The organism is Cloacibacterium caeni (genome assembly GCF_907163105.1).
Classification (GTDB): Bacteria; Bacteroidota; Bacteroidia; order Flavobacteriales; family Weeksellaceae; genus Cloacibacterium; species Cloacibacterium caeni_A.
Genome location: NZ_OU015321.1, coordinates 1,341,378 through 1,365,461 on the forward strand (window position 1 = coordinate 1,341,378; position 24,084 = coordinate 1,365,461).

The window sequence follows — 24,084 nt, forward strand, 5'->3', positions numbered from 1 at the left end:
CAAATATGAAGAAAAATTTAATCGTTCTTGCACTGCTTAACAGTGTTTTCTTATTTTCACAAGAAAGAAATCTTAGAAATATTCAGCAACTGACTGATGGTGGAGATAATGCCGAAGCGTATTTCTCTCCCAATAGAAAATTCCTGACGATGCAAGTCACCAATAAAAATTTGGGTGCAGAATGTGACCAGATTTTCGCCTATGATTTATCGAAGGATTATTCTAAAAAATCTGACAATCTACAATTAATTTCTACAGGAAAAGGAAGAACAACCTGCTCTTTCTTTATGCCAGATAACCAACATATTCTCTACGCATCTACGCATGAAGCGAGCAACGCTTGTCCAGCTCCGCCTGTTTCTAAAGACGGAAAATATCTTTGGGCTATTTATCCAGAATTTGACATTTATATGGCAGATTTGAGCGGGAAAATTGTCAAAAAATTAACCGATGTTCCTGGTTATGATGCAGAAGCTGTGGTTTCTCCAGATGGTAAAAAAATTGTTTTCACATCTACCAGAACAGGAGATTTAGAACTCTGGACAATGGATATTGACGGGAAAAATCTGAAACAACTTACCTTCGGTTTAGGTTATGATGGTGGTGCGTTTTTCTCTCATGATTCTAAAAAAATTGTATTCCGTGCTTCTCGACCAAAAACCGATGCCGAAATTAAAGAATACAAAGATTATTTGGCACAAAATCTCGTTGCTCCTACCAATATGGAAATCTACACCATCAATGCTGATGGAACAGATTTAAAACAAATTACGCACCTTGGAAAAGCGAATTGGGCGCCTTATTTCACTCCAAATGACAAGAAAATTATTTTCTCAAGTAATCATCATTCTACCAGAGGTTATGATTTCCAGTTGTACACCATAGATTTAGAAGGAAAAAACCTGAAACAAATCACCTACGAAAGTGAATTCAATGCGTTCCCGATGTTCTCTAAAGACGGGAAAAAATTGGTTTTCAGTAGCAATAGAAATCAGTCGAAGCCGAGAGAAACCAATGTTTTCATCGCAGATTGGGTAGACACAGACGAAGCAGAAAATGTAAACGAAACTCAACTTAAAAATCATCTTACTTATCTTGCCAGTGACGAATTGCAAGGAAGATTGGCAGGAAGTGAAGGTGAGAAAAAAGCGGCCAATTATATTCAGAAATATTTTAAAAAATTAGGCCTTAAAACCCATTTACAGCCATTTGAATATTCCATAAAACTGAATCCACACGATGAAAATTCTTCTACGCCAAGTAAAGGAACTAACGTGATAGGATATTTAGACAATAAAGCCTTTAAAACGATTGTCATTGGCGCACATTATGACCATTTAGGATTGAACCAACATCATCAATCAACGCTGATGAATTCTGACGGACAAATTCACAATGGTGCAGATGATAATGCTTCTGGCGTTTCGGCAGTGATGGAATTGGCGAGAGTTTTTGCTAAAAATAAGACTCAGGAAAAAGTAAATTACGTTTTTGTGCTTTTCTCTGCTGAAGAAGACGGACTGATTGGCTCTAAAAAATTCGCAGAAAATGTAAAATCTCAATATCCTAATGTAATCACCATGATTAATATGGATATGGTAGGAAGATTAGACAAAGATAAAAACCTTACGGTAGGAGGTGTAGGTTCTTCTCCTGTTTTCCCAGATTTGGTGAAAAAAGTGAAACCTGCAGGTTATAATATTACTCTTGATGAATCTGGAGTTGGTCCTTCTGACCACACCAGCTTTTATCTGAAAGATATTCCTGTTTTATTCTTGTTTACTGGAACGCATGCAGATTATCACAAACCAAGTGATGACAGTGATAAAATAAATTTCGATGGCGTAAAAACAATTACCAATTATGTATTTGGCATTGCGAATGAACTTTCTCAGAAATCTGAAATTCCGTTTACGAAGACCAAAACCACTTCTACCAAATCTGTCCCAAAATACAAAGTAACACTAGGAATTATGCCAAGTTATGCCGATTCTAAAGATGGTTTGCACATTGACGGAGTTACTGATAACAGACCTGCTGCACTTGCAGGAATTCAGTCTGGAGACATTCTTACCCAAATTGGAGATTGCAAAATCACCGAAGTTTATTCTTATATGGATTGTCTATCAAAACTTAATGCTGGAGACGAAAAAGAAGTTACCGTGATTAGAAATGGGGAAACAAAAATTTTTAAGGTGAAATTCTAATCTTAATTCAAAATACCATTAAATCCATCACTTTAAAATATCAATTGGAACGGGCTTTAGCCCGTTTTTTTTAATCCAATACAAGATTGGCTTTAGCCAAATTTTATCTAGGTTTTGGCTAAAGCCATTTATTTTTTTGACTTTTTCATCGGGCTAAAGCCCGACGCAATTGATAAGCTTGTAAATTTTAGAATATTAATATTGTACAAATAGAACAACTATTAAATTTCGTTTTTTAGGTTAAAGAAAATTTGATAACAAAAAACTCGCTCCGAAATTTTGGAACGAGTTTTTTTCTATTTATACTATCTCAGAAGTAAGACCTCTGGAAATTAATTTTTCATGCATGGGTTTTAGAAGTTCCATACTGCCAGTTTTCACGGTGCATTTGCCTTTGTAATGTACCAAAATAGTACATTGTTCAGCTTGTTCTAGCGTATGTTTACAAATTTCGATTAAACACTCTATCACGAAATCAAAAGTGTTTACATCATCATTATGCAGCACTAATTTATAGACTTCGTCTTCCTGTTCTAGAAGCGCTACTTCTTCTTGATATTCTCTTTGAGGATTATCGTAAAATTTCATTTTGATTGAAGTTAACTTTGAGGTAAAGGTAAAAGTTGAAATTAATTAGATTTCGCTAATTTCTTCGGTTAAGTCATCTACAATATCTTTTGGTTCATACACCAGTTCTACCAATTCCACCGACTTATTATTCATTTTCAAAATTTTGAAATGATAATCATCGATATCGAACTCCTGATTTTCTTCTGGAATATCTTCTAATTGATGCAGAATAAATCCAGCTAAAGTATTGTATTCTCCCACTTCCGAAAGTTCCTTCGGCAAACACTCGTTAATTTCTTCTAAAGGTTGAGTTGCTTTTACCCAGAAAACGTTTTCGCCTACTTGGTCTACAATTTTATCTTCATCATCTTCTTCATCTTGAATTTCACCTACCAATTCTTCTAAAATATCTTCTAACGTAAGAATACCTTCTGTACCTCCGAATTCATCGATAACAATGGCTAAATGCTGTTTCTTTTGTTGGAAAACATTTAACAAGTCTGAAATCTTTTTACTACCAACCACGAAGAATGCTTCTCTCAAAAACTCTTTTAAATCAAGGTCTTTGTTTTTGATGTATTCTCTCATAATTTCCTTGGTGTAGAAAAGTCCGATAATGTTATCAATCGAGTTTTTAAACACTGGGATTCTAGAATATCCACAATCGATGATTTGTTTTAGAATTTCTTCTTTATCATCTTCTATATCAATAGAAATAATATTTTGACGAGGCACCATCACTTGTTTTGCAGTGTGGTCTGTAAAATCAAAAGCATTTTTAATGATTTCGTAGTTTTCTTCTTCTATTTCTCCACTATCAGCTGATTGTTTTACCAATAACTGAAGTTCTTCTGTAGAGTGAATATCATGTTCGGAAGCGGGATGAATTCCTATTAATTTTAAAAAAGCATTTGAAAATAAATTCATTAACCAAATAAATGGTTTGAAAATATTGTAGAATAATCTTAATGGTGCAGAAATGAATAACGTAGTGGCTTCTGATTTTCTAATGGCAATAGATTTAGGTACTAACTCCCCAAAAACAATATGCATTACGGTAATGATTAAAAAACTGACTACCACAGAAATAGTCGTAATCATGGTAGGTGCAATATTGATATTGAAATAAGAGAATATGCCATGGAAAACATGTTCCAGAGCGCTTTCTCCTACCCAACCTAATGCTAATGAAGCTAAGGTAATCCCTAATTGTGTAGCAGATAAATAAGCATCTAAATGTTTGATGATGTGTTCGGCTTGTTTCGCCATTTTGTTTCCTTCAGCAGCCTTAATTTGAATCTGAGAATAACGAACCTTAACGATGGAGAATTCCGCCGCTACGAAAAAACCGTTTAATAATACAAGTAATAATGCAATAAGTAGTTTGACGACACTATCGTAATCCATTTATAAAAAATTGTGAATTGATTAATCTATGCAAATATATGATTATTTTTAATATAAAAGTTTAATAAAAAAGAGTGCGTAAACGCACCCTTTTTTTGGTCTAAAAATCGAAATATGAAGAAAATTACTACTTCCTGTTGTAAAAAAAAAATTTCTACTGCAGTTTACATAATAACCTTAATTTTACTGCAGTAGAAAATTTATCATCATTTGTGTTTTGGGTTATTACGGTGCAAATTTAAAACGATTTATTTTATGTTTCAATTACACTTTTGTGTAACCTTTTCTTTAAATCTACAGTTCAAAAGTACACCCAAACCCCATGATATACAATACGCTTAATTACGTATTTTAATTTTTAGTTTTATTCTTTTTAACTAATTTCCATTAGATAAGAAAAACTAAGTAAATTTAATCATTATAAACAAAATTAAATTTCTATAGTGAACTCATAAAATAAACTTATCATTTTACCATCATCAAAAAGGGCATCAACCTGAGTTGACGCCCTTTCATTTATCGTATAAAAGAAATATTTCTTAACTATTTTTAAGTGCTTCTGCACCAGAAACGATTTCTAAAATTTCATTAGTAATTGCAGCTTGACGCGCTTTGTTATAGAAAATTACCAAATCATTTTTAAGTGCTTGTGCATTGTCAGTCGCTTTGTGCATTGCAGTCATTCTCGCTCCATGTTCAGATGCGATAGAATCTAGCACTGCTTTGTACACTTGCGTTTTAATAGATTTAGGAATTAGGCTATCCAAAATCTCGTTTCTGTTGGGTTCAAAAATATAATCACTGTTTGCATTACCATCAGTTTCCGGCATTGATATTGGTAATAGCTGTTCAGTTTTTACTTCTTGATTAGCAGCATTTAAAAATTTATTATAAATTAGATGTACTTCATCAAATTTTCCTTGGCTGAAATCCTTCATCACAGCAGAAGTCACTTTTGATACTTTTTCAAAACTCACATGATCAAAGATGGCACTTTGATTGTCATATACCGTTCTGTTTTTCTTTACAGCATCAAAAACTTTTTTCCCGATGGTTAACACTTCTACTTCTACAGCAGAATTAGAAATTCTGTGGTTTAATTCTTTGATAATAGATGAGTTAAAAGCACCAGCCAAACCTCTATTAGAAGTAATAGCGATGTATAGTACTTTTTTCACCTCTCTCTTTTGTGCAAAAGCAGAAACGTTATCAGAATCAGAGCTTGCGCTTACATTCTGAATGATCTCTTGAAGTTTTTCAGAATAAGGTCTTAACATTACAATCGCATCTTGTGCTTTTTTCAGTTTCGCAGCGGAAACCATTTTCATCGCACTTGTAATCTGCATTGTAGATGAAATAGAAGTTATTCTTCCTCTAATTTCTTTTAAATTTGCCATATTTAGTTTAGTTGTTGGTTGTCGGTTGTTGGTTGCTAGTCTTAGAAAATTCCGTCAACTATCAACCAAAAACCATCAACTAATTTTAGTTATATTTAGAAGCTAAATCTGTAGCTACTTGCTTAAGAACACCTGTTAAACTGTCATCAATCTTACCTGATTTAAGAGCAGCCATTACTTCTGGGTGTTTATTTTTTAAGAAGTCTACGTATTCTACTTGGAATTCTCTTACTTTTCTTACAGGAACGTTTCTCAATAAGTTTTCAGTTCCTGCGTAAATCATCGCTACTTGTGATTCTACAGGTAGTGGAGAGTTTACTGGTTGTTTAAGAATTTCTACGTTTCTTTCTCCTTTTGCGATTACCGCCATAGTAGCAGCATCTAAGTCAGAACCAAATTTAGCAAAAGCTTCTAATTCTTTGTACTGCGCTTGGTCAAGTTTCAAGGTACCCGAAACTTTTTTCATAGACTTAATCTGAGCGTTACCTCCTACTCTCGATACAGAAATACCTACGTTAATCGCTGGTCTCACCCCAGAGTTGAATAAATCTGACTCTAAGAAGATCTGTCCGTCTGTAATCGAAATTACGTTGGTAGGAATATATGCTGATACGTCACCTGCTTGAGTTTCGATGATTGGAAGAGCCGTTAACGAACCACCTCCTTTTACCATTGGTCTTAATGATTCTGGTAAATCGTTCATTTGAGAAGCGATGGTATCATCTTTAATTACTTTAGCAGCTCTTTCTAATAATCTTGAGTGAAGGTAGAAAACGTCTCCAGGATATGCTTCACGACCTGGTGGTCTTCTTAATAATAGAGAAAGCTCACGGTAAGCTACTGCTTGTTTCGATAAGTCATCATAAACAATTAATGCTGGTCTACCAGTGTCTCTGAAATATTCTCCGATTGCAGCTCCAGCCATTGGTGCATACACCTGCATTGGAGAAGGGTCTGAAGCGTTTGCTGCAACCACAACGGTGTAAGCTAAAGCTCCTTTATCTTCTAAAGTTTTTACGATTTGTGCTACAGTAGAACCTTTTTGACCTACAGCAACGTAGATACAGAATACAGGTTCACCAGCATCATAAAATTCTTTTTGGTTCAAAATAGTGTCGATAGCAACGGTAGTTTTACCAGTTTGTCTATCTCCGATGATCAACTCTCTTTGTCCTCTTCCGATTGGAATCATAGAGTCAATTGCTACGATACCTGTCTGAAGTGGTTCATTTACCGGTTGACGGAAAATTACTCCTGGAGCTTTTCTTTCTAGTGGCATTTCATAAAGATCTCCAGTTACAGGACCTTTACCATCGATAGGATTACCTAGAGTATCTACTACTCTTCCTAAAAGACCTTCTCCTACTTTAATAGAAGAGATTCTTTCGGTTCTTCTTACCGTATCTCCTTCTTTTACTCTTTTAGATTCTCCAAGAAGTGCAACACCTACATTGTCTTCTGCAAGATTTAATACAATACCTTCAATTCCTGATTCGAATTTTACCAATTCTCCGTATTGTACATTTTCTAAACCGTAAACTAGAGCGATACCGTCTCCAATTTGTAATACTGTACCCACTTCTTCTACATTTGTTTGTGTATCAAAGTTGGCTAACTGTTGTTTTAAAATTGCTGAAACTTCAGCCGGATTTATTTCTGCCATTTTATGGTTTTTTAACTTAATTTAATTGAAATTCTTTTTTCACTTGGCTAAGCTTTGTTCTCACAGAGGTATCTACCTGTTGGTCTCCTACTCTTAAGATATACCCGCCAATAATTTCAGGGTTTACTACCACATTTAGGTCGTAGTTTTTAGTATGGTCTACTAAAGATGAAGATTTTACAATGTCTTCTACATTTTTCTGAGACAGTTCAGAAGCTACGGTTAAGGTAACTCTCTGTACGCCTTGTAAGTCTTCTACTTTATTGATAAACTCTTGTGCTATATCTTGTAGATGACTTTCTCTACCTTGTTTAATCACCAAAGTAATGAGATTCTTACTTAATTGTGAAAACTGAGCAAAGATTTCTAAGGCTGCTTTGGTTTTCTTTTTAGCGTCTATGATTGGCGAAGCAAAGAAGTTTTTTAATTCTTTAGATTCATTAAAAATCTTTACTACATCTTTCATTTCCGAAAAAATAGAAGCCGTGTTCCCAGACTCTTGAGTAAAGTCTAGTAAACCTTGTGCATATCTTTTCGCTACTTTAGAGGTTAGCATATTAATTTAAGTTAGATTTATTAATGATTTTTTCAACTAATGCATTGTGAGCATCAGCATTATCTAATTTTTGTTTTAGAATAGTTTCTGCAATTTCTACAGAAAGAGAACCAATTTGATTTTTGATATCAGCCATTGCTGCATTTTTCTCAGCATTGATTGATTGTTTTGCTTGTTCAATCATTTTGTCTCCTTCAGATTTTGCAAGGTCTTTTGCTTCTCCTACGATTTTGTCTTTTAACTCTCTTGCTTCTTTTAAGATGGCATCACGTTCAGCTTTAGCTTCGCGGATGATTCTCTCATTGTCTGCTTTAAGATTTGCAACTTCTTCTTTAGCCAATTTAGCTTGGTTAATAGCGTCTTGAATAGAAACTTCTCTCTCATTTAAAGCAGTAAGAATAGGTTTCCATGCAAATTTCCCTAACACGAAAAGAAGTATCAAGAAAATAACTGACTGAATGATGAACAAACCTGACGAAAAATTCTCTAATAATCCCATAAGATTTTTATATATTTTTTTTATTTAATTTTTAAAAACACTTCCCGTAACCAACCGTTACGGGTGAGTGCTATTTTTTTGAGTCTTAGTTTACAGCAAATAATGCAGCAAATGCAAGACCTTCAACTAGTGCAGCAGCAATAAGCATTGCAGTTTGTAATTTACCAGCTTGTTCTGGCTGACGAGCCATACCTTCTAAAGCAGCAGCACCGATTTTACCGATACCTAAACCTGCTCCGATTACTACTAAACCTGCACCTACTAGTTTTGGAATTTCCATAATATATAATTTTAAAAATTAGTTTCTACTTTTATGTTTTGAGTTTTGAAATCCGAGTTTCGAGTTCAAAATGATAACTTTTTACTTGGCTCTTGGCTCTTTTCACTTGTTTCTTATTAGTGATGAGCTTCTTCGTGGTGGTGTTCTTCATTTGCCATACCGAAGTAAACCGCAGAAAGCATGGTGAAGATATACGCTTGTAAGAATGCTACTAATATCTCTAATAAATACAATACAAATGTTAAGAATGGGAATGCAACGCCTGCAATTACATTTTGGAAGTAATAAATCATTGCAATTAATGACATAATTACGATGTGACCTGCTGACATGTTTGCAAAGAGACGTATTAACAATGCAAACGGCTTAATGATCATCCCGATTAATTCGATAGGAATCATTACCAATTTCATTAAGAACGGTAAACCTGGCATCCAGAAGATGTGTTGCCAATAGTTTCTGTTTGCCGTAAACTGCGTAATGATGAAGGTAAAAATTGCTAAAGCAGCTGTAATGGCTAAATTCCCTGTTACATTAATCCCGAAAGGTAATAAACCAAATACGTTCAGGAATAAAATGAAGAAGAAAATAGTCAATAAATAAGAAATATATTTGTGATATTTCGCTCCGATGTTTGGAATAGCAATCTCATCTCTGATGAAGATTACCAGTGGTTCGAATAATTTACCTGCACCTGTAGGAATTGGTGATTTCTTATAATTTCTAGCCATAGAACCGAAAATTACAATCATCAATAACGATGCGCATAAAATCATTAAAACACTTTTCGTGATAGATAAGTCTAAAACTTTTGCATTGGTAGCGTGACCGTGGTCATCTAAAGTAATGGCACCAGAAGCATCTGTTTTCACAATTTTTTCGTGGTAAAGAGCGTAGTTTGCACCTTTGCTTTCTACTACATTATATTTTTTGCCATGGGCATCTTTCAATTCTTTACCGTGGTGAAATTCTGAACTCATGAATGCGTGAAGACCGTTTGCTTCATCATAGAAAATAACAGGAAGTGGAAAACCCCAGTGTTCTTCTGTACCGTCAGCTTTCTTTTCCACCATAATATCAAAGCTGTGAGCATCTAACAAGTGATGGTCTATAAACTCCTTATTTTCTTTCTTTATTTGTTCTTTTTCTGCTTCTTCGGCACTTACCACTTTGGTTTCTGTAGCAGGTTTAGTTTCTGCTGCAGCTTCGTGATGTTGCGCTAAAGAAAGTGAAAATGTAGATAAAAAACCGATTAATAAAACTCCTCTTTTCAGCATTGATTTATGTTATTTTAAAAGTTTTGCAAAAATATGATAAAAAAACAAATTAACAAAGTATGAATTAGTTATTTTTTTGTTCTTTCAATAAACCGATTGCGAACAATGTTTCTAACAGTAGAGAAACCAAGTAAGGCGGTATAAAATGATACTTGTGATATGGCACTTCGGATAAGTGTAATTTATTCATTACCAAGAACATAATACTCAACTTAAAGAGCATGAGCCCCATAAAAGTAAAACCGATATACTCGGGATAAATCTTTTTGACAATAGACATAATGGTGATTACCATCATAAATAAAATGGTTAAGAAAAGATAATAGCGAATAAATATTACTTGAAAGTCATTTACATAAAGTTGCCATATCGCAAAATGTAAAAAAAAGACCAGAATAAAAAGAACAATGTATAACCAAGAGGTAGACTGTTTCATGCGTGTTATTTGTTTATATTTTCTAATTGTTTTAAGGTACTGTACAAGGCTAATCCTAATCCTGCTAAACCGATGGCTACGGTTAATAAATCATTGGGCAATTCTAGATAATCATTAATTTTCTTCCCGCCCCAAAATCCTAAAGCAATGATGGCCAACATCTGAAACACAATGGAAGAATAAATTCCGTACAAGCGCATGGGATTTTTTTTGTACTCTTCCTTTTGTTCTTCAGGAGTTTTCGGAGTATTTTGGTCTTGTAGAGCCATTGTTTTTAATTTGGTGTAAAACTATATAAATCTGAGCGGAATGACAAAAAATATGACAAATGTCATGTTTATAGAATTAAAAAGACTAGCACTCGCCTTTTCATAATTTTAAAAGAAGATTTTATGGATGATTGGCTACCCTTTAGTTATACATTCCTTATACATTCCTTTGACTTTCCTTTGACTTTCCTTTGGGGTGAGCTGAAAATGGAATTTTTTTGGAGAGAATTATAAAAAATCAAGAGGACTTTTTATTTTTGATTTAGAAACATCTGTAACATGGGTATAGATTTGGGTAGTTTTAATAGAATTATGCCCCAAAAGTTCCTGCAAAAATCTAATATCCGCCCCACTTTCTATAAGATGAGTGGCGTAACTGTGTCTCAAACCGTGTATACCAATGGTTTTGTTGATTTTAGCATTTTTGAGTGCATTTTTAAAAACCATCTGTACACTTCTCACCGAATATGCACCACCGTATTGACCTTCGAAAAGATAATCTTTTGGCTTGTATTCTTTATAATAAGTTCGCAATAGAGGTAATATAGACTCCGGCAAATTGGTATACCTATCTTTTTTTCCTTTTGCACCAGCAATTAAAACCATCATATCCTCAGAATTAATATGCTCTATTTTAAGATTTACAATTTCGGAAACCCTTAAACCCATTCCATAAGAAAGCTGGAGCATGAGGAGATGTTTAGGATTAGATGTTTGCTTGAAAATCTTTTTAATTTCTGATTTTGTGAGCATTTTAGGAAGCAATTTTGGTGTTTTAGGACGTGGAATATCAAAAAACATTTTTTCCCTGTGCAACACTTTTTCGAAATAAAACTTTATTGCATTAATTCTGCTATTGAGATGATTTTCTTTAATATTTTCTTTTTTAATACAATATAGAAAATAATCTTTCAATCTCTCTTGTGTAAGTTCATTTACAGAGTAATGCTTAATTGTTCTAAGCAAATGCGCAAATTCTGTAGTGTAGGTTCTAATGGTATTCTTACTATATGCTTTTAGTTTTAATTGATTTCTAAACCGCAAAAAAGCTTCTTGGTTATTAGGTGCTATACTTGCTATAAGTTCATCTCCTATTTCGCTAGGATTAATTTGTAAAGCAGTACGTATAGATGGTAAATCTGGCAAATACCATGCTTTATGAGTACTGCTCCACTTTACAGACGAGAAACGCTCTCTAAGTTCCTTAATCAAGGTATAATCTTTGGGAAAAGTAATCCAAATGACTTTTTTAGAATAGTGTTCTCCTATACTGAATTTGTATAAATTAAAATCCATTTATTTATCTTTACAGGGTTCGCATTTTGTGTAGATTAAAAAAATAGAGTGCAATAAATTCTATAAATCTCTATACGAAATACGAAACCAAATATATACAAAAAACACTGAATATATAGCATGTAGTCAAAATTTATCAAAAAAATTGCACTTTCGCAAAACTTTCGTATATTTGGGTGTTATGCGTCAGCTTACGAGAGAGTCCCAATAACTAACGTGTTCATTAATAACAGAACCACCACCACAACAATATACATTGTGAATTTGACAACCATTAGGTTTTAATTGTTCGTCGCAAACAGATTTAATAACAAACACTCTATCGTCATTAAACCAATCTTTTTGGCAAACATTGTGAGTACCACCTGAAAAATCACCTTCAAGTTCAACTTGATTTTCTCTAATACCAACTACCTTAAATGGTTGGCGTCCTTTGTAAATACCTTCAATATAAACAGGGTACATATTTAAAGCTTTGTAGCCTTTAATTGATTGTTTTTTGTATTTCATTTTATCTAATTTTAAGTTTCTGAATAAAGCCGAACGCATAACACTGTATTGCCAATAGTGGCATTGAATGTTTCATCATTACTATTTTTCATAATATAAATTTTAGTTTTATCAATTAATTTTTGTTGCAGTAGTGCCACCATCGGCAATACCCGAACCGTTATCTGCTATTTTAGAAAAATCGTATATAAATGAAAAATATTACATTATCAACAGAAAATTCAAGTTATTTAATTTTGGAATTAAATAAAAATCAGGCAGTCTACTATGATTTTAACTATTATATAAAAACAGAAAAAAAAATTGAGCAAATACAGTTAATTACAAATTTTCAAAATAAAAAATTCGACTTAATGGGAAAACTTGATGGGGATTTTAATTATAGTAATATTAAGGACAGTAGTCTAAATAGTACTAATAAATTTTCTGAATTTTTAAAAAAAGAAAAAATTTGTTTAGATAACAGCAAAAACAATTATTTATTTAAAGCATTTACTAAAATTAAATGTATATGAAAAAAACACTATTCCTTTTAACGAGCGTGAGTTTAATAATATCTTGCGATAAGAAAGAAACTTACAACGATGTTGATAGCAACGTTACTTATGAACAGCCTGTCGTCCAAACTAAATATGCGGTTGTCACAGTAGTAGTTGAAAGCAACACTGCTCAAAATGTAAAAAATCGCCTTGAAGAAATAACTAAGAGGCCAAATTCAATTGAACCTATTCAATTATTCAAATCTGATGTAATGGAAATTAATGAGCCAATTACTGAAGATTTGAAATATCGTTTGATGGATGAAGCAGAACAAAATCTTTTGAGAAAGATGCAAAAAGATTGGATTGTAACTGACAGACAAATTTTCATTTATAATAGTTATTCTGAAGCAAGTTCTGCTCGTGCTGAAATGTAAGAAAAACAGCAGATAACAGTGGTAGCTGTTGCACAACTCCTTTTTTTTAGAAAATAGTTTTCAAAAACATATATTTTGACCTCTTTAGAAGCAATTTTAGAGAGGTTTGTTTTTAAAATATTAAAATTTAGAGCGCTTATAATGGTGTTTTTTCATGTTGTAAAGCATGGTTTTTATAAAAGTTTTAGTATATTTGAGTGGTGCAACATACACTGTGAATTTGCAAAATCCCAAGAACGGAAGTAAACTTCCTTCTCGGGACTTCGCAAATCCGCCGAACCGTTGGCAGAAATACTACCAAAAACTACTCTTAAAAGAAAACTAATTAAAAAATGAAAAATTTATATCTTATTTTTACAATTTTTATATTAACAAGTTGTTCTACACAAAAAATACCTGACAACACTGAAAAAATAAAAGTTTTAAATTTTGGAACAGTTCATTTATCAAATTCTACAGATAATGTTACTTCAAGTTTTGACTTACAGTCTGAAAAAACAAGAAACGAAATTAATAAAGTTGTAGATGCTTTAGCAAAATTTAAACCTACAATAATTTGTGTAGAATCACTTCCCGAAGAAGATTCTGAAATGAATAAAGGTTATCAATCATATTTGAAAGACCAAAGTTACAGAACGAATTATGGCAAAGAAATTGACTTGATAGTATACGAAGTTGGCAGACTTTCAAACGTAAAAAAAATTTATGGCATAAATCACGATTTACAATATAATTTTGAAACACTTGGAAAACTATTTAATTCAAATGAAGAATGGAAATCAGTATATAACAAGACAATTAATAATTATATGAAATTATCAAAATTATCATTTCTTGAACAAATTAAAATTTTCAATACGAATCCTGCTAAAGAAAATCTGCTCTACGACCATAATTATTTTGCTATGATGAGTTTAAATGGAAATTATGAAGGAGCAGACCAAGCAACACTTGCTTACCAAAGAAATTTGAGAATGTTTACTAATTTGAATAAAATACCTATGACTAAATCAGACAGAATATTGATAATTTTGGGAGGAACACATACTGCATTTTTTGATCATTTCTTAAAAAATAATCCAAAATTTGAAAATATAGAACTAAAAAAGTATCTAAAACTATAAAAGCACTTCTGCCAATAACTAGAGTTTCGTTGCGTGCGGAGCACGAACAATGAAACTCCTGTTGAACGGAAGCTTAGAAAGCTTATTAAGCATTATTTTTTCCTCGTAAAAGTATTTACTCCAAATATTGCTAAATGAAAATCCAGTTGATCTGCTCAACTGGATTTTCTTTGTTCGAAACCATCGAAATGGAATTTATTTTTTTATGATTTTCCCCGAAGAAAGAATTTCATCATTTGCGTTTTTAATCTGATAAATGTAAACACCTTTTGCAAGTGAAGATTTGTTCAAAGAATTCGTTCCTTTCATCAAAACTGATGTTGAAACGAGTTTTCCGCTCAAATCGTAGAAGTGCACTACTCCACCATTTTCGGTTGAGATATTCAGGTTTTCATTGAAAGGATTTGGATAAATTGAAACTTTTGATTTAGAAAAATCTGTAGCAGCTAAAGCTCCGAAATTCATCACGGCAAATGGCGAGAAAGAAGAAATTCCTGTTGCAGTAATGTTGTTATTTGAAACGCTTCCAGAGTTTTCCTCAGCCCAGTTACCGTTTAGATAATGGCCGACTTTTGCAGTTCCGGAATCAAATGCTGCATTCTGTTGGGAAGTATTCCAACCTAAAGTTAAACTCACATTGCTTCCACCTGCAGTTGCTTCGGAGATTTCCCAGGTGGCGTTTACTGCGCCATTCGTAGTGTTGGCAATTCCATCGGAAACTCTCGCTGAAAACGTGTCGGAAGTTCCGGTATTTGCGATGGAAACCGGATTGTAATTCGTGGCCGTTCCGATTGGTAAGTTTACACTTCCACGTTCGGAATTTAGATTTTCAACATTTATGGTGCCAGTTCCGTTGGTGACGATGTAGTTGGTAGAATTTCCGTTGGTGATTTGGGAAGAAGGGCCTTTTAGGATTAAATTATTCCCGTTTAAAGTGATTTTTGCTCCGAGGTTTAAATTTCCTGAGACATTGAGGTTTCCTGAGGAAATATTGAGTGGTGAAGAAACGAATAAGTTTTTAGCAAACGCATCCGAACTAATTTGAGGTGTAACATTTACTGGAATTATTGCGTCATTCTGTGTTAAAGGTGTTAATGTAGAGTTCCAGTTATTAGGATTGTTCCAAGAATTGTCCACACTATTGTTAAATGTAAAATCACCTTTGAATTTATAAAGGGCTGAAGAATAATTGTCCTTATAACCAAAGAAAAATAAATCATCATTTAATCTGAAAAAATATTTTGCATCTAAACTTCCATTGTATCCAAAGTTAATCGTTTTAATTTGATCAAAAGCCTGTGATAAGGTAACGCCATCTGTTCTCCAAAGCTCTTTTCCTTCTGTAATAGGAGCTGTTGGTAAATTATAATCAAACCATAATGTATTTTTATAGATTTTATAATTTTCATACCTATCTAATGCATACTCTAAATTACAGTTTACTGAAGTTAGGTTTGAACCATCAGAATTTGCTCTATAGATTTTACCATTCATCATTTGACTTGTATCATAAGGTCTTGTGATGAAAAATATATTATCATTATCGGTAAATATTTGTTTAATGATGGTTGTTGTATTGGGTTGATAAAATATTCTATTTGAGTTTCCGGGAATTCCGTTTGTTAATATAACTTCTGATGTAACTCCACTACTCACGAAAACAAGATGATCTTTGGTTTTCATAAAATCAAAACCAATTAATGGGGCGTCTTTTTTAAAAATAAATTGTGAAATATTTTGATTATCTAAACTAAAAATTCCATTAATATTATTTATTCTGGCATTTATATAAAGTTTATCTTTAAAAATAGTTCCAATTTGATAAACTCTTGTGACCACACCTTGCCCTCCACTACCGGTATCACCAATAGTAAATGGAATAACATTGGAAAAAACACTCCCGTCATAAGAAACTAAGTTGTAATTTTTATCTAATAAATAAAGTTTATTATTATATGAGGTAAGATAACCCGTATCATTAACTAAATCTATTAATGGACTGTTTGTAACAGCTTGACTTTGTGAACCATCAGTTTTCCAGATTTCCCATTTACTTTGAGCTGTAGAATATTTTAAATAATAAAATGTGTTACCGATATGGGAATCAGTTTTATATCTTGGTCCACGATTTCCATTATATTCATCACCACCAATTTCTATACTGAAAAATCTTTTTTGTGGACTTACGGGATTCTGGACTTGATCTACTCTTAAGGTTCCAGCTGCTGTTCCATCTGTTCTCCATAATTCTAAAAATATTTTACTTGCACTATCCGTATACTGAATTGTAAAATATATATAATTTCCAGCTGGTTTAAACTGAATTGCAATTGGGTTTGAAACTGTGCTACTTATTAAATTTTTTAAAACAACAGTACCATTTTCAGTACCGTCCGTCATTACTAAATTCAATGTATTGCATCCGCTGTTACACGGTTGAAAATAGTAGTCAGCAATATAAAAAGCCTTATTATTCCACACATTATACTCACTAAGAAAAGCTCTATAATTAACATTTTCTTTTGGATAAACTGGAACACCTAGATAATTACTAGAATACGGAGATTCTTTTACAACACTAACTTGTGCCAAAATCGTGGTAAAAGAAAAAAGAAATATTGTTTTTAATATATTTTTCATAATGTTAATTTTTAAAATTATTTCTTAATCACTTTCCCAGATGAAACTACTTCCCCACTTGCGTTTTTAATCTGATAAATGTAAACACCTTTTGCAAGCGAGGATTTGTTCAAAGAATTCGTTCCTTTTGCCAAGACAGAAGTTGAAACGAGTTTTCCGCTCAAATCGTAGAAGTTCACTACTCCACCATTTTCTGTTGAAATATTTAGGTTTTCATTAAAAGGATTTGGATAAATTAAAACTTTTGATTTTGAAAAATCCGAAGCGGCAAGTGCGCCAAAATTCATCACTGCAAATGGCGAGAAAGAAGAAATTCCTGTGGCTGTGATGGAATTATTTGAAACCTCTCCCGAATTTTCCTCCAACCAGCTTCCGTTTAGATAATGCCCGACTTTTGCAGTTCCGGAATCAAATGCTGCATTCTGTTGGGAAGTATTCCAACCTAAAGTTAAACTCACATTGCTTCCACCTGCAGTTCCTTCGGAGATTTCCCAAGTGGCGTTTACTGCGCCATTCGTAGTGTTGGCAATTCCATCCGAAACTCTCGCTGAAAAAGTATCGGAAGTTCCGGTATTTGCGATGGAAACCGGATTGTAATTCGTGGACGTTCCGATTGGTAAGTTTAGATTTCCACGTGCGGAATTTAGATTTTCAACATTTACGCTTCCAGTTCCGTTGGTGACGATGTAGTTGGATGCGTTTGCGTTGGTGATTTGGGAGGAATTGCCTTTTAGGTTTAGGTTGTTATTGTTTAAGGTGATTTTTGCTCCAAGATCTAAGTTTCCTGAAATGTTCAGGGTTCCTGCAGAAAGGTTCAACGGCGAACCTACGCTTATATTTTTCACTGATGCATTGCCATTAATTTCTGGTGTTTTTCCTGCCGGAATTAACGCGTCATCGCTTTCAAAAGGAACGATCTGCCCTGCCCAGTTATCACCTTCATTCCATTGATTGTTTGATGTGCCATTGTTGAAAGTAAAATCTTCATTTAAAGAATACAGATTTTCTTTGCCCTCATTGGTGGCAATAAAATAGATTTTGTTCTGAAGCTTAAAAAAGTTCCTCGGTTGAGATGCCATATTTACAAAATTATTTTGCGAAAGTTGCTGTTGACCTCTATTTATTTCATAAGCCATATAATTGCTAGAACCATTGGTACGCCATAATTCAATATTGAGTCCGTTCAATGTTGGACTGTTCAATTTTTCAGGCAAATCAGCATAATAAAGAATTCCATTTAAGGTGTGCCCAAAAAAAGAGGGGTAATTCACCGTAACAGAATTAATTAAAGAAGCATCTTCATTAATCACCGTAATATTGTAGGAATATGCACTATTTATCAATGTTTTCGTATGTATATATGAGGCGTTTTCACCAATTATTATTTCGTTTAGCTGACTGTTGGCAGGAAGTAGTACTTTTTTCACCGCATCATTTTTATCAATAATGTATAAATATTCGTCGCATCCATTATTGCCAAACATAAACATATAATTTGCAGTTTTTCGGAACTGAAATGTTTTTTTGGAATCAGGTGGTCCCGGAAAACCCATAGTGCAAGGTGCTCTGTAAACTAGTTTTTTGTTATTGCCAAAATCTGTGGTAGAATATATATCGAAATTACCAGCATCAAAATAAATCTTACCGTTAAAAACAGCACTAAATCGGGTGAAAGAAGGATCAAACTTTCCATTAGAATAAAATACCTGTTTTGTGGAAACCCCGTCGTAGACGAAGGATGCATCGTATCTACTTTTTACTCCACTATATTGGTTAACAGTATAATAACTTCCTCCAAAATAAAGCTTGTTATTATAAACAAGATAAGTATTGGGAAGAGACTGCTTGTAGCTGTAGTCTCCGGGAATTTTTTTAATCGACTCAACAGTGCCCTCTGTTTCGTACATGGAAAATTCCTGGGTAGTATTGTCGAATTTTGTATAAAAGAGTTTGTTTCCGATTGTAACAAGTTGATTGTCAAAATTATCCGGATAATTGTAAGAAGAATTTTGTATGCTTGTAATAAACTCTTCACTAGTAGTGCCGCCAATTCCCAAATAATTCATAGTAGGTTCTGTAAAACCTGTCCTAAAAGATTCATCGAGCTTCAAGGTATTTTCCGAAGTACCGTCTGTTCTCCATAACTGGTATTTTCCGTAATTTGTTTTGCAGGTGAAATAAAGATAGCTGTCGGTTGCAGCCCATTGAACTATTTTAGCGTCGTACTCATTGCTTGGAGATAAATCTTTCAAAACTTTAGTACCTTCCGCAGTTCCGTCGGAAACTACAAGATTGCAGGTACTGTAATTATAAGGAGAAGATGCGGGAATCCCTTTGCCTTGATAGAATACCTTGTTTTTCCAAACCTTCATCCTATGTTTTTCCATAAATTGGGGAAGGAGTTTACTGTCATTAAATTCTAATACTTTTGTAATCTGGGCATTTCCAAATACGGAGATAAAGAATATTGCCAAAAAATAGAAGTTTTTCATTGTAGCTGTTTTTTATTTGATAATAAGACTTAGCCAAAGCTCAAAACTTTGGCTAAGTCTTTAATACTGATTATTTCACCGGAATACCTGTGAACGTTCCGTAAACTTTTGTAATTCCGTTTCCTGTTCCGGTAGCTTCGAATTTCCCTGAAACTTTGGAGCCCGTTTTTTCAGTTATGGTGATGGTTCCACCGGTAGCGTTGAAATTTTTGGTGACGTAAACCAAAGCTGTACCTTTGATGTAATCGCCGTCGAAAGTATGGGTTCCTACCGCGGAACTTTTCATCAGATTAATTTCGAACACGGTAGCATTCGAAGCATTAAGTGCGAAAATGGAACTTCCCTGAAAATAGGCAGACGAAGCTTTTTGTTCAGGCGCAGTTTGGGAGTCTTCCTTCCACGTAAATCCTGCAGTTGAGGAAGTTGCGGTGTTTGTACCATCATCTTCATTCCTGTCACAGGAAATGAATAGAACAGCCAATACCATCAAGGTTCTGAAATAAAAAAACAGATTTTTCATAATATAGAATTTTAATTTGGTTAAAAGAAAACCGCACCCGGAAACCTAAGTTAAACAGGCACGGAATCACAGATTTTTATTGGTTCACATCCATTCTGGAAACCAAAAGCCGGTCGCCATTAGGAGTTTCGCTGAAGAAATAAATATAATCTCCAATCTGTATGCGGTTATGCTTATCGTAGAGGTAATATTTCTTTTTCTCTAAGTCACCCAACGTTCTAAATTCTGAAGATTTTCCGGTAGAAAGATCAATCTTACCATATTCAATACTATAGAATGGTGAGTAGGTAGTAGTAGTGGTATTGGTGGTGGTTCCTGTGAAAAAATTGGTCATTGAACTAAAACTTGTGTCTTTATCTATGGCCTTTACCATTTCCATAATCCAGTTAACAGATTTTCCGTCTTTGCTTTCGATTAAATATCCTACGGCAGGGAAATTATCTGCGGTCATCGGTGAATTATTGAAAAAACCTCAATACTGTCCTAAAAAAAAATTATTAAAAATAGAAACAGCCTAAATACCTATTTTACATTTAGCTTACATTTAATTTCAAAAAAGAACCCCTTGATAATAGTTTTTGGGGGTTTCAGGCGGTTGCTCAAATGGTTTGTCGAGCCAAAATTGAAGATTAATTTTAACAAAAATATTCAATCGGATAAAAGCTACCAGATTTGATAATTGCCAATTATATTTAGCGATGGATTTCAGGTATTTCAGAATGAGAATAGTGATAAGTGCCGTCCAGATTTGGATTTTCACTGCATTTTCAGAAGTTCCAATGAAGGTTTTGAGGTGAAGCAACTGCTTGATATCTCTAAAAAAGATCTCAATTTGCCATCTTTGCTTGTATAATTCTGCTATGGTAGAAGCAGCCCAAGAGAAATTATTGGAAATCATTTCAATGGTTTGCTTGTTTTCATTATCCCAAATAGCCACTCTTCTTAATTTTTTTTGATATTTTTCTTTGGATAAAGGATTTGAGAGTACTATTTCTTCGTCTTTTAGGATGCTTTGAGCTCCTTTTGGTGGAAGTTCTCGTTCCTGTAAAGTTTCAAATTTCAGATTTTCTTTATGTCTTATTACGAAGAAAACACCTTTGCTGTCCCAAATAGAGAGCATTGGAAAATCGTTATAGAATCGGTCTGCAACAATGACTGCTCCCTTTTCCAAAGGAATGTTTTCCGCTCCCTTGTTATCAGCAACACTTCCTTTGGTAATATTCACATAAACAGGAAGTTTCCCGTCATATTCAAGTAAGGTATGCATTTTCACGGCTCCTTTTTTAGTTCGATATGTTGCCCAATCGAACAAAGACAGGCATAGAGAAATAAGGGTAGAATCTAATAAATAGACAGGAACTTTTATTTTGAGTTTTATCCGTCTTTCTTTCGTGTGCTGTCCTAATTGTTCTAATAGTTTGAAATACAAGTCTTTAAACAAAATCTGCATCTCGTTTTCCATTCTGGTAGCTAATAGAAGATTTGGAAGGTGCTGTTTTTATCCCTAAATGATTCAGGTTTCCTGTGGCACTGCGAAGTCCGTTGGAAATGTCCCGAACCGAAGTGCTTTTGGCAAAATGACAGAAAAGCATAGAAACTAAGTGGTTCCAACTATCAAATCCTTTATTTCGGTAATCGGTTTTCTTCTCAATTACTATTTTTTTGAAAATCCCTCGGTCTATTTTTGAAATGATTTGGGAAAATAATGTTAATTTTGAATCCATAAGAAGGTTTTTTTGTTGTGCAACCTCAAAGATACTTTGAGTTACTTTAATTCCTTCTTATTTTTTTATTTAGGACGCTATTGAAAAAACCTTTCTTATTTTTCTGATCGAGCTGCACAGTGTAGTTTCTTACCAAATTCCCGTCCGGAGAAAAATGCAACAAATACATGCCTTTATAAACTCTGTCATATCCTCCACTTCTACTTGTACTCACACCTGTTAATGCACCTAAAAGTTTGTTGCCTCCTATTCCGCCACCATTTGGTTTATAATCCTGTACGCTAAGCATCATCGAGCCATCTTTCAAGATTTGGAAATTATTGGTAACAAACTTTTTACCGTCAAATTCCAAAGCTTTTTTCATGTCCGGACCGGCAACTGCTTTTTGATTAAGTTCAGCCATAGGTGTCGCTTTAATGAAAGAAACATTTCCCCCAGAAACTTTTGCAATGATAAAGTCATCATATTTTTTTTCGTCCAGGGCATTGTCCAGTGATTGCTGTGACGGAGCCATATCGTCTTTTCCGGAAACCATATTCGCCATTTTTCCGATTCCTCCGAGCATTCCTCCAGTAGATTTAGCGGCGGCTTGTTCCTCATCATCCATACTTGATGGCGACACAGTAGTTCCTAAGATTTCGTCTGCATATTTTCCTTCTTTTTTAATTCCTAAACCATAAAGAATCACTTCATTTCCTTTATTATAGGCATTAAGAATACGGAAACCTGCCGATGGAGCAGAGAAATTAAACTGTTCCTTTACCGCACCTTCTGGGGAAATCCTAAGATAGGTCAGTTGGTTTGGATTTCCGGCATTGCTTTTTCCGTAAGTTTTTGTAGGCGCTAAAACAACAATCCAATCTCTTGGGAAATCGTCATTAGAAACGTCTCGGCTGTTGTCGTCCATTAAAGGCTTGGAGAAAATGGGCTTCAAAGGAGTCGGCGTAGGAATAGAAGCTATTTTTTTGGATTCTCCGCTGTTTGAGATTTTCACTAAGTCAAGATTATTCAGGGAAGCACCTTTGGCATAAGGATATGCGAGTGCATAAATCGCACTGTCTCTTTCTACTTCATACGCACCGCTGAAGAGATATTCTTCTCCGTTTTCACTGGTGAGTTTTTGTTTGTCGAGAAGTTTTATTCGCTTCACATAATCTCCAACAAGCCAGTTGTATTTCGCTTTGATCTCGCGTTTTTTAAACATCATTTTTCCGGTAAGATTGGTGCTCACCGAAGCTGCGGTAGTGATATATTCATCTCCTTTAAAATTGAAAAATTTCCATTTTTTCTTTACTTTCTCTACATCCCATTCGTCTTTTAGGCTATTGACAAGATTGGCATCTTTGTCGAAAGTATAGGTTTCAATCTTAACTTTTCTTTTGCTTGAAGGCAGGAAATACACCATTTCGAAACCTCCATTTCCGCTGGGTTCTACTCCACCGAGATAGCCTTTTTTTGCTTTTCTGGAAATTTCATAATCCTTTTCCAGTATATCAAAAGTGGATTGTTGTGCAAAGGTGGCAACGCCGAAAAGTAGGGCGGCCGTACTGAAAATAATTTTTGTTGTCATAGTCTGTGATTTTTTTTACGAGATAAAAGTATCTCAAAATCCAGATGACAATCTACCCTCTACAGGGTATTTTTATAGTAAATCGAAGATTAATCTGCCAATAAATTAAGATTGGCAACCGCTTGAATTAATTTAGGAAGCGAATGGGTTTCTGTTTTTCGATAGATATTTTTTCGGTGGGTTTCTACAGTACTTTCGCTGATGAATAATGCATTAGAAATCTCTTTATTGGTAAGTCCGTCGATCATTAATTTCACGATTTGTTTTTCGCGGGCCGTCAATATGATTTGCGGATAATCGATGATTTTTCGCTTAAATTGGTTCAAAGCCATTTCTGCTTCTTCGCTGAGGTGAATGTATCCCAACTGTACATCCTGCAACGCTTTTACCAAATCTTGTCTGTTGACATTTTTGGAAAGATAACCTTCAATTTTTATTTTTTCAACCAATTCATAAACTACTTTCGGATCACAATTCATCGATAGAATAATGATTTTAAGATTGGGGAACTCTTGTTTCAGGACTTTTGCACATTCGAATCCGTTCATCGTGGGCATCATTAAATCCATCAACAATAAATCCGGATTGATCTTTGCTTCTCGCATATCCAGCAAAAAATCACAGGCATCCGTATAGGTTTTCAGAATCGCAATATTTTTCTCCAAACCGAGAAGCATTTCGATTCCATCAATTATAATCTGGTGATCATCAACTATGGCAATTTTCATAGG

At 34.0% G+C, this 24,084-nt stretch carries 22 protein-coding genes and 1 pseudogene; 4 read left to right on the forward strand and 19 right to left on the reverse strand.

The window, feature by feature from the left end; translation table 11 throughout:
• Positions 1-5: 5 nt before the first annotated feature.
• A complete protein-coding gene (locus KKQ76_RS06120; RefSeq protein ID WP_213196277.1) occupies positions 6-2,207 on the forward strand; it encodes a M20/M25/M40 family metallo-hydrolase in 2,202 nt (733 codons plus the stop codon).
• A gap of 300 nt (positions 2,208-2,507) precedes the next feature.
• Here KKQ76_RS06120 and KKQ76_RS06125 read toward each other — a convergent pair whose 3' ends face one another.
• The 12 genes from KKQ76_RS06125 to KKQ76_RS06180 form a co-directional block, all read right to left on the reverse strand.
• Entirely contained in the window at positions 2,508-2,795 is a 288-nt protein-coding gene (locus KKQ76_RS06125) for an ATP-dependent Clp protease adaptor ClpS (protein ID WP_069796922.1), read from the reverse strand.
• 45 nt (positions 2,796-2,840) lie between these two features.
• On the reverse strand, positions 2,841-4,184 hold the full coding sequence (locus KKQ76_RS06130) for a hemolysin family protein (protein ID WP_213196278.1): 1,344 nt from the start codon (positions 4,182-4,184) through the stop codon (positions 2,841-2,843).
• 539 nt (positions 4,185-4,723) lie between these two features.
• Positions 4,724-5,581 (reverse strand): ATP synthase F1 subunit gamma, encoded by an 858-nt coding sequence (atpG, locus tag KKQ76_RS06135; RefSeq protein WP_069796926.1) that lies wholly within the window; start codon positions 5,579-5,581, stop codon positions 4,724-4,726.
• A gap of 85 nt (positions 5,582-5,666) precedes the next feature.
• Positions 5,667-7,244, reverse strand: coding sequence for a F0F1 ATP synthase subunit alpha (atpA, locus tag KKQ76_RS06140; RefSeq protein WP_213196279.1), 1,578 nt, complete (start codon positions 7,242-7,244; stop codon positions 5,667-5,669).
• A gap of 16 nt (positions 7,245-7,260) precedes the next feature.
• Positions 7,261-7,800 (reverse strand): ATP synthase F1 subunit delta, encoded by a 540-nt coding sequence (atpH, locus tag KKQ76_RS06145; protein WP_213196280.1) that lies wholly within the window; start codon positions 7,798-7,800, stop codon positions 7,261-7,263.
• Between the two features lies 1 nt (position 7,801).
• Entirely contained in the window at positions 7,802-8,299 is a 498-nt protein-coding gene (locus KKQ76_RS06150) for a F0F1 ATP synthase subunit B (protein ID WP_069796933.1), read from the reverse strand.
• 85 nt (positions 8,300-8,384) lie between these two features.
• Positions 8,385-8,579 carry an ATP synthase F0 subunit C gene (gene atpE / locus KKQ76_RS06155; protein ID WP_012782425.1) on the reverse strand — a complete coding sequence of 65 codons (195 nt, stop codon included), beginning with the start codon at positions 8,577-8,579 and terminating at the stop codon, positions 8,385-8,387.
• A gap of 116 nt (positions 8,580-8,695) precedes the next feature.
• A complete protein-coding gene (atpB, locus tag KKQ76_RS06160) occupies positions 8,696-9,856 on the reverse strand; it encodes a F0F1 ATP synthase subunit A (protein ID WP_213196281.1) in 1,161 nt (386 codons plus the stop codon).
• Positions 9,857-9,920: 64 nt separating this feature from the next.
• The gene (locus tag KKQ76_RS06165) at positions 9,921-10,292 is read right to left on the reverse strand and encodes a hypothetical protein (RefSeq protein WP_213189386.1); all 372 of its coding nucleotides are present in this window, start codon (positions 10,290-10,292) and stop codon (positions 9,921-9,923) included.
• 5 nt (positions 10,293-10,297) lie between these two features.
• Complete coding sequence (locus tag KKQ76_RS06170; protein WP_213196282.1) at positions 10,298-10,561, reverse strand: AtpZ/AtpI family protein; 264 nt, start codon at positions 10,559-10,561, stop codon at positions 10,298-10,300.
• A 228-nt stretch (positions 10,562-10,789) separates the two neighbouring features.
• Positions 10,790-11,857, reverse strand: coding sequence for a tyrosine-type recombinase/integrase (locus KKQ76_RS06175; protein WP_213196283.1), 1,068 nt, complete (start codon positions 11,855-11,857; stop codon positions 10,790-10,792).
• A gap of 186 nt (positions 11,858-12,043) precedes the next feature.
• Positions 12,044-12,367 (reverse strand): hypothetical protein, encoded by a 324-nt coding sequence (locus KKQ76_RS06180; RefSeq protein WP_213196284.1) that lies wholly within the window; start codon positions 12,365-12,367, stop codon positions 12,044-12,046.
• A gap of 191 nt (positions 12,368-12,558) precedes the next feature.
• Between KKQ76_RS06180 and KKQ76_RS06185 the strand changes: the two genes are divergently transcribed.
• The 3 genes from KKQ76_RS06185 (at position 12,559) to KKQ76_RS06195 (ending at position 14,407) form a co-directional block, all read left to right on the forward strand.
• The gene (locus KKQ76_RS06185) at positions 12,559-12,882 is read left to right on the forward strand and encodes a hypothetical protein (RefSeq protein WP_213196285.1); all 324 of its coding nucleotides are present in this window, start codon (positions 12,559-12,561) and stop codon (positions 12,880-12,882) included.
• Positions 12,879-13,283 carry a hypothetical protein gene (locus KKQ76_RS06190; protein WP_213196286.1) on the forward strand — a complete coding sequence of 135 codons (405 nt, stop codon included), beginning with the start codon at positions 12,879-12,881 and terminating at the stop codon, positions 13,281-13,283. Before KKQ76_RS06185 ends, KKQ76_RS06190 begins: the two co-directional genes overlap by 4 nt.
• 332 nt (positions 13,284-13,615) lie before the next feature.
• Positions 13,616-14,407 carry a DUF5694 domain-containing protein gene (locus KKQ76_RS06195; RefSeq protein ID WP_213196287.1) on the forward strand — a complete coding sequence of 264 codons (792 nt, stop codon included), beginning with the start codon at positions 13,616-13,618 and terminating at the stop codon, positions 14,405-14,407.
• A gap of 195 nt (positions 14,408-14,602) precedes the next feature.
• Here KKQ76_RS06195 and KKQ76_RS06200 read toward each other — a convergent pair whose 3' ends face one another.
• The 7 genes and pseudogenes from KKQ76_RS06200 to KKQ76_RS06230 form a co-directional block, all read right to left on the reverse strand.
• Positions 14,603-17,047: a T9SS type A sorting domain-containing protein gene (locus KKQ76_RS06200; RefSeq protein WP_213196288.1), complete on the reverse strand. Its 2,445-nt coding sequence runs from the start codon at positions 17,045-17,047 to the stop codon at positions 14,603-14,605.
• Positions 17,048-17,064: 17 nt separating this feature from the next.
• Positions 17,065-19,539, reverse strand: a complete 2,475-nt coding sequence (locus KKQ76_RS06205) for a T9SS type A sorting domain-containing protein (RefSeq protein WP_213196289.1) — start codon at positions 19,537-19,539, stop codon at positions 17,065-17,067.
• A gap of 70 nt (positions 19,540-19,609) precedes the next feature.
• On the reverse strand, positions 19,610-20,059 hold the full coding sequence (locus KKQ76_RS06210) for a hypothetical protein (protein WP_213196290.1): 450 nt from the start codon (positions 20,057-20,059) through the stop codon (positions 19,610-19,612).
• Between the two features lie 76 nt (positions 20,060-20,135).
• Positions 20,136-20,510 (reverse strand): hypothetical protein, encoded by a 375-nt coding sequence (locus tag KKQ76_RS06215; protein WP_213196291.1) that lies wholly within the window; start codon positions 20,508-20,510, stop codon positions 20,136-20,138.
• 99 nt (positions 20,511-20,609) lie between these two features.
• Positions 20,610-21,783, reverse strand: a pseudogene (locus KKQ76_RS06220) (IS4 family transposase).
• Positions 21,784-21,829: 46 nt separating this feature from the next.
• The gene (locus KKQ76_RS06225; RefSeq protein WP_213196292.1) at positions 21,830-23,353 is read right to left on the reverse strand and encodes a hypothetical protein; all 1,524 of its coding nucleotides are present in this window, start codon (positions 23,351-23,353) and stop codon (positions 21,830-21,832) included.
• An 89-nt stretch (positions 23,354-23,442) separates the two neighbouring features.
• Complete coding sequence (locus KKQ76_RS06230) at positions 23,443-24,081, reverse strand: response regulator (RefSeq protein WP_213196293.1); 639 nt, start codon at positions 24,079-24,081, stop codon at positions 23,443-23,445.
• Positions 24,082-24,084 lie beyond the last annotated feature (3 nt).